This is a genomic window from Bradyrhizobium sp. 62 (genome assembly GCF_023073035.1).
Taxonomy (GTDB): domain Bacteria; phylum Pseudomonadota; class Alphaproteobacteria; order Rhizobiales; family Xanthobacteraceae; genus Bradyrhizobium.
Window position 1 is genome coordinate 1,224,666 of record NZ_JADPIT010000015.1, and the last position, 7,527, is coordinate 1,232,192.

Below are 7,527 nucleotides of genomic sequence, written 5' to 3' on the forward strand. Positions count from 1 at the left end.
GACCCAGATGTGCCCTGGGTGGTCGATCCCGCCGACCTCAAATCGCCCTGCAAGAACACGCCGTTCGACGAGGCCCGCTTTACAGGTCGCGTGGTGCGCACCATTGTCGGCGGACGGACGGTGTACGAGCATGTCTGACGTGCGGAGCTGCAGCCAGGGAATTTGCAGACATGGCGCTTGAATTGTTCCTGCCGGTGGCTTTTGTCATCGGCTACCTGCTCGGTTCGATTCCGTTCGGACTGATCCTGACGAAACTCGGCGGCACGCAGGACATCCGCTCGATCGGCTCCGGCAGCATCGGCGCCACCAACGTGCTGCGCACGGGGCGCAAGGGCCTTGCCGCCGCAACCCTGCTGTTCGACGCGCTCAAGGGCACCGTGGCGGTGGTGATCGCGGGCTACATCGCCGGTCCCAATGCCGCAATGCTGGCCGGACTTGGCGCCTTCCTCGGCCATCTCTTCCCGGTCTGGCTCAAATTCAAAGGCGGCAAGGGTGTCGCCGTCTATATCGGCATCATGCTCGGGCTGTTCTGGCCAGCGGCGGTAGTGTTCTGCCTGCTCTGGTTGGCGACCGCCTTCACCGCCCGCTATTCCTCGCTCTCGGCCCTGGTGGCCTCGTTCATCACCCCGCTGTTCCTGTTGTGGTTCGGCCAACCGGCACTCGCTGCACTGGCGGCGGTGCTGACGCTGCTGCTGTTCTACGCCCATCGCGAGAACATCAAGCGACTGCAATCGGGCAAGGAAAGCCGGATCGGCGAGAAGGCATAAGCCGGGAATCCACGGATACCGCGGCACCCCTTCTGCATTATATCGCAAATGGTGTTCGCAACTTGCAGCCGAATCACGGCTGTATGGACGAACGGGTTCCAGGCCTTGGCCCTGATCATGGGCATGGCTCTACGCGGTTGCTCAGAATGAGCGAGAAGATTGTCAGCGCGCATGTTGAAGGTGGCTTGCAGGGCACTGCGGCAAGCCGGATGCTCTCGACCACGGATATCTGGTCCGGTGCGCCTTCGCCGGTTCCTGCTCCCAAGCCTGTGCCCGTTTCGCCACCAGCGCCGGCGCCTGCTCGCATCGCGCAAGCTCCTCTGACAGTTGAGGCCGTGATCGCTGCGGCACCAGTCGCACCCGCGCAACCCGAAGCCAACCAATGGCCGCCGCAAAGATTGTCGCTGGCGCTTCAGGGCGGCGGCACCTTCGCCGCTTTCACCTGGGGCGTGCTGGAGCGGCTGCTGGAAGAGCCATCCATTGCGATCGACTCCATCAGCGGCGCCAGTGCCGGCGCCATCAACGCGCTGCTGCTCGCCTCCGGTTTCGCCGAGGGTGGCCGCGAAGGCGCGCGTGCGCGGCTGAACCGGTTCTGGATCCGGCTGATGCACGAGGCCTCGTTCCGATCGCTGATGCTGATCGGCGGCTTCTCGCCGGCGGGAAGCTCGGTCGCGTTCGGTCCGACGCTGCGCTCCGGCCAGTTCGATCCGTTCGATCTCGATCCGCTGCGGCAGGCCCTGTCGCGCGACATCAACTTTTCCGCCTTGCGCGACCCGCGCTGCCCGAAGCTGCTGATCGCCGCGACCCGGATCCGCGACGGGCAGCAGCAGATCTTCCGCAACGACGTGATCACCGCCGACGTCGCGCTGGCCTCGACCTGCCCACCGCTGATTCATTGCGCGGTGGAGATCGACGGCGAGGCTTATTGGGACGGCGGCCTCGGCGGCAACCCGCCCCTGCTGCGGCTCGTGCAGGACACGACGAGCACCGAAATCCTGCTGGTCCAGGTCACGCCGGCGCGCGACAGCTACGTGCCAATCACGCTCGCCGCGATCGACCGCAGGCTGGACCAGATCGCGGCCAACGCCGCCCTCAATGCCGAGATCGCGGCGATCGAATGGGCGCAATCGCAGGCCGCATCGTCGCTGCGGCTCTCCAGGATCGCCGCGGAAGATTTCGTCGACGGCCTGGCGCAGCGCTCGTCCACCGATCTCGGCCGCGGCTTCATTCGCGCGCTTCACCGCAGCGGCCGCGAGGCCGTCGGGCGCTGGCTCAAGCAAGGCACCGATCACAGCGCAGCGCCGGCCGCATCTGGCCAGCGCATCGTCGCTCTCGAACCTGCGCTAGCTTGATTTCGCCAGCGCCTGCTCCAGGAACCACGCCGTCGCCAGCGCATGCGCGTCGTTGCCGAAGCGCGCGATCACCTGCACTCCGATCGGCAGGCCATTAGCCTTGAGCACCGGCACGTTGACGCAAGGATTGCCCATCAGTGTCCAGAGCCTGTTGTAGCGGGGGTCGCCGGTGCTCGCGAGTTCCTTGGCCGGCGGCGCGCCCGGTGCCGAATAGGTCAGCAGCACGTCGAACTCCTCGAACAATTCGCCGATCTCGCGGCGTCCGCGGCGGCTGATCCGGCGCGCGTCGTCATAGTCCTTGGGTGTGAGACCGACCGTCGCATCGAGACTGGCGCGCAGCATCGGCGCGATCTCGTCGTGGCGTTCGGAAAATTCCCAGGCGAGCGCGCGATGCGCCTCGAAGTCCTGGATCACAGGATGGATGCGCCAAGCCTCCTGCACCGCCTCCGGCAGATCGATAGTCTTCACGCTGGCGCCAGCCTTCTCGGCGGCCTTGATCGCGGCTTGCAGCCCCTCTTCGGCGGCCGGCTCCACGGCACCGGCAAACTCCTGCCTGACCACGCCGATGCGCGGCGCCTTCGCCGGGACGATGCCGGCGAATTCGGTGCGGCCGGTCATCGCGAGCAATCCGCGCGCGAGATCTTCCGCGCGCGCGCCGAACAGGCCGACCGTGTCGAGCGCCCACGAATAGCATTTGACGCCGACCGTCGGCAGCATCCGGAACGACGGCTTGATCGCGGCGGTGCCGCAATAGGCGGCGGGGCGGATCACCGAGCCGCCGGTCTGGGTGCCCAGCGCCAGCGGGATCATGCCGGCGCCGACGGCCGCAGCCGAGCCCGAGGACGAGCCGCCCGGCGTATGGCCAAGGTTATGCGGATTGAGCGTCGGGGTTGGATCGCGCGAGGCGAACGCTGTGGTCGTGGTCTTGCCGATGATGGTGGCGCCCGCACGCTTCAGCATCATCACCACCGGCGCGTCGGCGCGCGGCTGCCAGCCGCGATAGATCGACGATCCCATCTCGGTCGGGAAATCGGCGGTGTCGATGATGTCCTTGATCCCGACCGCGATACCGCGCAGCGGCCCGGCGCCTTGCGCCTTCGCGGAGCGGTCGTGACGGACGAAGGCGTGGACCTCCTTCTCCCGCGCCTCGATCGCCGCATGCGATTGCGCTATGGCGGACTCGGGCGAAAGCTCGCCCGCTTCGATGCGGCGCTGGAGGTCGGCGAGTGAGATCATGGCAATACCCTTCTTATTGGGATCGCTTTTAGCATCGCGACGAAGCCGCGCAAGCGCACGCCGCTGTTGCCCACGCCCTCAGGTTGTTCCATGCTGTGCCTGCAAGGAGCTGCCGTGGACGCCATCAATCCAAGTGTAGAGCTGACCGAGGCCGACAGGATCGACCGCCTGCGGCTGATCCGGTCGGACAATGTCGGGCCACGCACGTTCCGGTCGCTGGTCGATCATTTCGGCACGGCGCGCGCGGCGCTGGAGCGGCTGCCGGATCTGGCACGTCGCGGCGGTGCGCAGCGATCGGCGCGCATCTGCAGCGCTGACGAGGCGAAAGCCGAGCTTGCCGCGAGCCGCAAGTTCGGAATTGCCTGGCTCGCGCCCGGCGAGGACGGTTATCCGGCGCGGCTGGCAACGCTCGACGATGCGCCGCCGCTGCTCGCCGTGCGCGGCGACACTGCAACGCTGATGCGGCCGATGATCGCGATCGTCGGCTCGCGCAACGCCTCCGGTGCAGGCTTGAAATTCGCCGGTCAGCTCGCCCGCGAGCTTGGCGAGGCCGGCTTTGTCGTCATCTCCGGCCTTGCCCGCGGCGTCGATCAGGCCGCGCACCGCGCCAGTGTCGAGAGCGGCACCATCGCCGTGCTCGCCGGCGGCCATGATTGCATCTATCCGCCGGAGCATGGCGATCTGCTGGCCTCGATCCTCGATCGCAAGGGTGCTGCGATCTCCGAGATGCCGCTCGGCCATGACCCGCGCGCCCGCGACTTTCCCCGCCGCAACCGGCTGATCTCGGGCGCCGCGCTCGGCGTCGTCGTGGTGGAGGCGGCGCACCGCTCGGGCTCGCTGATCACCGCACGCATGGCGGCCGAACAGGGCCGCGAAGTGTTCGCGGTGCCGGGCTCGCCGCTCGATCCGCGCGCCGCCGGCACCAACGACCTGATCAAGCAGGGCGCGACGCTCGTCACCGAAGCCGCCGACGTCGTCAACGCGGTCGCACCGATCATGGAGCGGCCGCTGATGCGCACCGCGAACGAGCCCGACAGCGAGCCGTTCGAAAGCGATCCGCAAGGACACGACCGCGATCAGATCACCGGCCTGCTCGGCCCCGCCCCTGTCACGATCGACGATCTCGTGCGGATGTCCGGCGCCTCGCCGGCCATCGTGCGCACCGTGCTCTTGGAGCTCGAGCTCGCCGGCCGGCTCGAACGCCACGGCGGTGGCTTGGTCTCGCTGCTTTAAGGAGTGTTCCGCTCGTCGAAGCGCGTGCGCGCCGAGGCGATCTGCTCCTGATGCGTGATCGCCCATTCGCCGAGTGCCCTCACCGGCTGCTGCAGTCCGCGGCCGAGATCGGTCAGCTCGTAATCCACGCGCGGCGGAATGGTCGGGAAGATCGTGCGTGTGACCAGCCCGTCGCGCTCGAGCCCGCGCAACGTCAGGGTCAACATCCGCTGCGAGATGCCGTTGATCATGCGCTTGAGCTCGTTGAAGCGCTTGGGCCCGTCACTCAGCATCATGATCACGAACACGCTCCATTTGTCGCCGACGCGCGCGAGGATCGAGGCGACGCCGCGGCAGTCCGCGTGGTCGCGATCCGGCATCGGCGCGGCAGTCAAATCGATGTGCGCAGGTTTCAAGGATGTGCCCATGGCTCAAAAAGGTGCGTTCTTGCGGGGATTTCGATAGTCACTCATGTAGCTCTGGTTACAAACTTATACCAGGGTGATCCCGAATGAAACTCCTCCACATCGACTCCAGCGTGCTCGGCCCCCACTCCGTTTCCCGGCAGGTCTCCGCCGCCATCGTCGACCGTCTCAGGCAGGCGACACCGTCGCTCGACATCGTCTACCGCGACCTGACGCAGAGCCCGCTCGCCCATCTCTCCGGTTCGCATCTCGCGGCCGCGCAAGGCGCGCCTGCGCCGGCGGAACTCGGCCCCGACCTCGCCGCCAGCAAGGCCGCGCTGGACGAGTTCCTTACCGCCGACATCGTCGTGATCGGCGCGCCCATGTACAATTTCACCATTCCGAGCCAGCTCAAGGCCTGGATCGACCGCATCCTTGTGGCGGGGAAGACGTTCAGCTACGGCGCGGACGGACCGCAGGGCCTTGCCGGCGGCAAGCGCGTGATCTTCGCGATCTCGCGCGGGGGCTATTACGGCGCGGGCACGCCCGCCGCGTCGCTGGAGCACCTCGAAAGCTATCTGCGTGGCGTGTTCGGCTTCATGGGCATCCATCATCCCGAATTCATCAGCGCCGATGGCATCCAGGTCGGGCCGGAGCATCGCGAGAAGTCGCTCGCAAGCGCGCTTGAGGCGGCAACCAGCCTCCGCGCGGCCTGACGCAACGCGCACATCGTCAGCCGCCGCAACATCGCTTGCGGCGGCTGATCGACCGGTGCGCGATCGGCGAAGCTAAAACCAGGCGCCCTGAATGCCGAGGATGACGGCGACGAGCGAAACGAACAGGCCGATGCCGGAGAAAAGAGCGACCCCGATGAATTCGGAGGTGTCGGAACGCTTGGCGGGAATGGTGGAGTTTTCGGTGTAAATACGCGGTGCTGAAATCGGGGAAATAATACGAGCTGCCTTTGGCATATCGGGCTCCCTTGAAAATGAGTCTTCGTGACCCCCTGCCCGTAAAAGTGTCTTGGCAGCGCAAGCGAAGGTTCAACGCCTCACGCAAGGTTCAGAAAATACAGCTCGCGAGACGTGGGAACCGGTCGGCGCAACCGGTTTGCGTGCGCCGACCGATTCAATTTTCACTTCAATTGATCAGCCGCGATAGATCGGCGCGCCGCTCGGCGAGGCGACTGCGCCGCCGTCGACGAAGATTTCCTGGCCCTGCACATGCGCGGAATCGTCGGAGGCGAGGAACAGCACCGTCTTCGCGACGTGATCTGTTTCACCAATGCGCCCCAGCGGCGTCGTCAGCGCGATCCGCTTCTCGAACGCCTTCTCGGCTTCGGGCGTCGCGGTCGCAGGTCCCCAGATCGGCGTGCGGATCGCACCTGGCGCGACCACGTTGACGCGAATGCCGCGCGGCGACAGTTCTGATGCCATGATCCGCGCCATCGCGCGCACGCCGGCCTTGGCGGCGCCATACGCCGAATAGCCGGGAATGCCGAGCACGGAGATCACCGAGCCGCTGAGGATGATCGAGGCGTTGTCGTTGAGATAAGGCAGCGCGGACTGCACGGTGAAGAACACGCCGGTCAGATTGGTGCTGATGACCTTCTCGAAGACCTCCAGCGTGGCCGATCCCAGCGGCGTGCCGCCGGCGATGCCGGCATTGGCGAACACGATGTCGAATTTGCCGAACGTTTCGGCGCCCTTCTTGATCGCAGCTTCGGTCGCCGCAATGTCGGTGGCGTCCGCGGCGAGCGCGAGCCCGTTCGGCCCGAGCTCCTTCGCGGCCGCCTCGAGCGTCTCTTTGTTGCGCCCGGTGATCACCACCTTGGCGCCCTCGGCCACGAACAGCTTTGCCGTTGCCAGCCCAATGCCGCTATTGCCGCCGGTGATCAGGGCCGTCTTGTTCTTCAGTCTCACGTTCGCCTCCAGTGGTTGCATCATAAAACCATGATTGCCATCTAGGCTATCTGGTTTTAAGATGCAACCACACGAGCGCGTGAACGGCGACTGGACCGTGCGATCGCGAAAGGACTGGACCATGGTGAAACGAACGAGCTTCGAGGGCGATGCCTGTCCGATCGCGCGCTCGCTGGAAGCGATCGGCGACTGGTGGTCGCTGCTGATCATCCGTGAGGCGCTGTTCGGCCTGCGCCGCTTCGGCGAGTTTCAGAACAAGCTCGGCATGGCCAAGAACATCTTGTCGGCCCGGCTGCGCGCGCTGGTCGACCACGGCATCCTGACCACGGCCCCCGCCTCCGACGGCAGCGCCTACCAGGAATATGTGTTGACGGAAAAGGGCCGCGGCACTTTCCCGATCCTGGTAGCCCTGCGGCAATGGAGCGAGGAATTCGACGATCGGCCGTCGGAGATCTCGACCATCCTGGTCGATCGCGAGAAAGGCCGCCCGGTGAAGAAGCTCGAGCTACGCGCCGAAGACGGGCGGCTGCTGACGCAAGCCGATACCATGCTGAAGCCGCGGCCAGCGCCGCGACGGCGGTCGGCCTAGTAACGTCGAACTGCCACCACCCCGTCATTGCGAGCGCAGCGAAGC

Annotated in this window: 9 protein-coding genes and 1 pseudogene; 6 read left to right on the forward strand and 4 right to left on the reverse strand. The window is 66.2% G+C overall.

Going from position 1 to position 7,527, the window contains the following annotated elements; genetic code table 11:
- From IVB47_RS16425 to IVB47_RS16435, 3 genes and pseudogenes are all read left to right on the forward strand, one after another.
- A pseudogene (locus IVB47_RS16425) lies at positions 1-138 on the forward strand (dihydroorotase); the annotation flags it as partial.
- A 32-nt stretch (positions 139-170) separates the two neighbouring features.
- Positions 171-767, forward strand: coding sequence for a glycerol-3-phosphate 1-O-acyltransferase PlsY (plsY, locus tag IVB47_RS16430; protein WP_027518383.1), 597 nt, complete (start codon positions 171-173; stop codon positions 765-767).
- Positions 768-913: 146 nt separating this feature from the next.
- A complete protein-coding gene (locus tag IVB47_RS16435; protein WP_247462630.1) occupies positions 914-2,119 on the forward strand; it encodes a patatin-like phospholipase family protein in 1,206 nt (401 codons plus the stop codon).
- On the opposite strand, the gene IVB47_RS16440 is transcribed toward IVB47_RS16435, so the two are convergent.
- Complete coding sequence (locus tag IVB47_RS16440; RefSeq protein ID WP_247462632.1) at positions 2,111-3,355, reverse strand: amidase; 1,245 nt, start codon at positions 3,353-3,355, stop codon at positions 2,111-2,113. The genes IVB47_RS16435 and IVB47_RS16440 overlap by 9 nt on opposite strands.
- A gap of 90 nt (positions 3,356-3,445) precedes the next feature.
- On the opposite strand from IVB47_RS16440, the gene dprA reads away from it, so the two are divergent.
- Positions 3,446-4,588 (forward strand): DNA-processing protein DprA, encoded by a 1,143-nt coding sequence (gene dprA / locus IVB47_RS16445; RefSeq protein WP_247462634.1) that lies wholly within the window; start codon positions 3,446-3,448, stop codon positions 4,586-4,588.
- Here dprA and IVB47_RS16450 read toward each other — a convergent pair.
- On the reverse strand, positions 4,585-4,995 hold the full coding sequence (locus IVB47_RS16450) for a helix-turn-helix domain-containing protein (protein WP_247462637.1): 411 nt from the start codon (positions 4,993-4,995) through the stop codon (positions 4,585-4,587). The two genes, dprA and IVB47_RS16450, sit on opposite strands and share 4 nt — an antisense overlap.
- A gap of 83 nt (positions 4,996-5,078) precedes the next feature.
- On the opposite strand from IVB47_RS16450, the gene IVB47_RS16455 reads away from it, so the two are divergent.
- Positions 5,079-5,687 (forward strand): NAD(P)H-dependent oxidoreductase, encoded by a 609-nt coding sequence (locus IVB47_RS16455; protein WP_247286815.1) that lies wholly within the window; start codon positions 5,079-5,081, stop codon positions 5,685-5,687.
- Positions 5,688-5,759: 72 nt separating this feature from the next.
- On the opposite strand, the gene IVB47_RS16460 is transcribed toward IVB47_RS16455, so the two are convergent.
- Both IVB47_RS16460 and IVB47_RS16465 read right to left on the reverse strand, forming a co-directional pair.
- Entirely contained in the window at positions 5,760-5,942 is a 183-nt protein-coding gene (locus tag IVB47_RS16460; protein ID WP_247286816.1) for a hypothetical protein, read from the reverse strand.
- A gap of 177 nt (positions 5,943-6,119) precedes the next feature.
- A complete protein-coding gene (locus IVB47_RS16465) occupies positions 6,120-6,893 on the reverse strand; it encodes an SDR family oxidoreductase (RefSeq protein ID WP_247462640.1) in 774 nt (257 codons plus the stop codon).
- Positions 6,894-7,014: 121 nt separating this feature from the next.
- Here IVB47_RS16465 and IVB47_RS16470 point away from each other — a divergent pair, with 121 nt between their 5' ends.
- On the forward strand, positions 7,015-7,482 hold the full coding sequence (locus IVB47_RS16470) for a helix-turn-helix domain-containing protein (RefSeq protein WP_247286818.1): 468 nt from the start codon (positions 7,015-7,017) through the stop codon (positions 7,480-7,482).
- Positions 7,483-7,527: the final 45 nt, after the last annotated feature.

What these genes read in the sequence shown, in the direction of transcription:
- plsY (WP_027518383.1), top strand. Translation starts at nt 171, where the DNA reads ATGGCGCTTGAATTGTTCCTGCCGGTGGCTTTTGTCATCGGCTACCTG.
- IVB47_RS16435 (WP_247462630.1), top strand. Translation starts at nt 914, where the DNA reads ATGAGCGAGAAGATTGTCAGCGCGCATGTTGAAGGTGGCTTGCAGGGC.
- IVB47_RS16440 (WP_247462632.1), bottom strand. Translation starts at nt 3,355, where the DNA reads ATGATCTCACTCGCCGACCTCCAGCGCCGCATCGAAGCGGGCGAGCTT.
- dprA (WP_247462634.1), top strand. Translation starts at nt 3,446, where the DNA reads ATGCTGTGCCTGCAAGGAGCTGCCGTGGACGCCATCAATCCAAGTGTA.
- IVB47_RS16450 (WP_247462637.1), bottom strand. Translation starts at nt 4,995, where the DNA reads ATGGGCACATCCTTGAAACCTGCGCACATCGATTTGACTGCCGCGCCG.
- IVB47_RS16455 (WP_247286815.1), top strand. Translation starts at nt 5,079, where the DNA reads ATGAAACTCCTCCACATCGACTCCAGCGTGCTCGGCCCCCACTCCGTT.
- IVB47_RS16460 (WP_247286816.1), bottom strand. Translation starts at nt 5,942, where the DNA reads ATGCCAAAGGCAGCTCGTATTATTTCCCCGATTTCAGCACCGCGTATT.
- IVB47_RS16470 (WP_247286818.1), top strand. Translation starts at nt 7,015, where the DNA reads ATGGTGAAACGAACGAGCTTCGAGGGCGATGCCTGTCCGATCGCGCGC.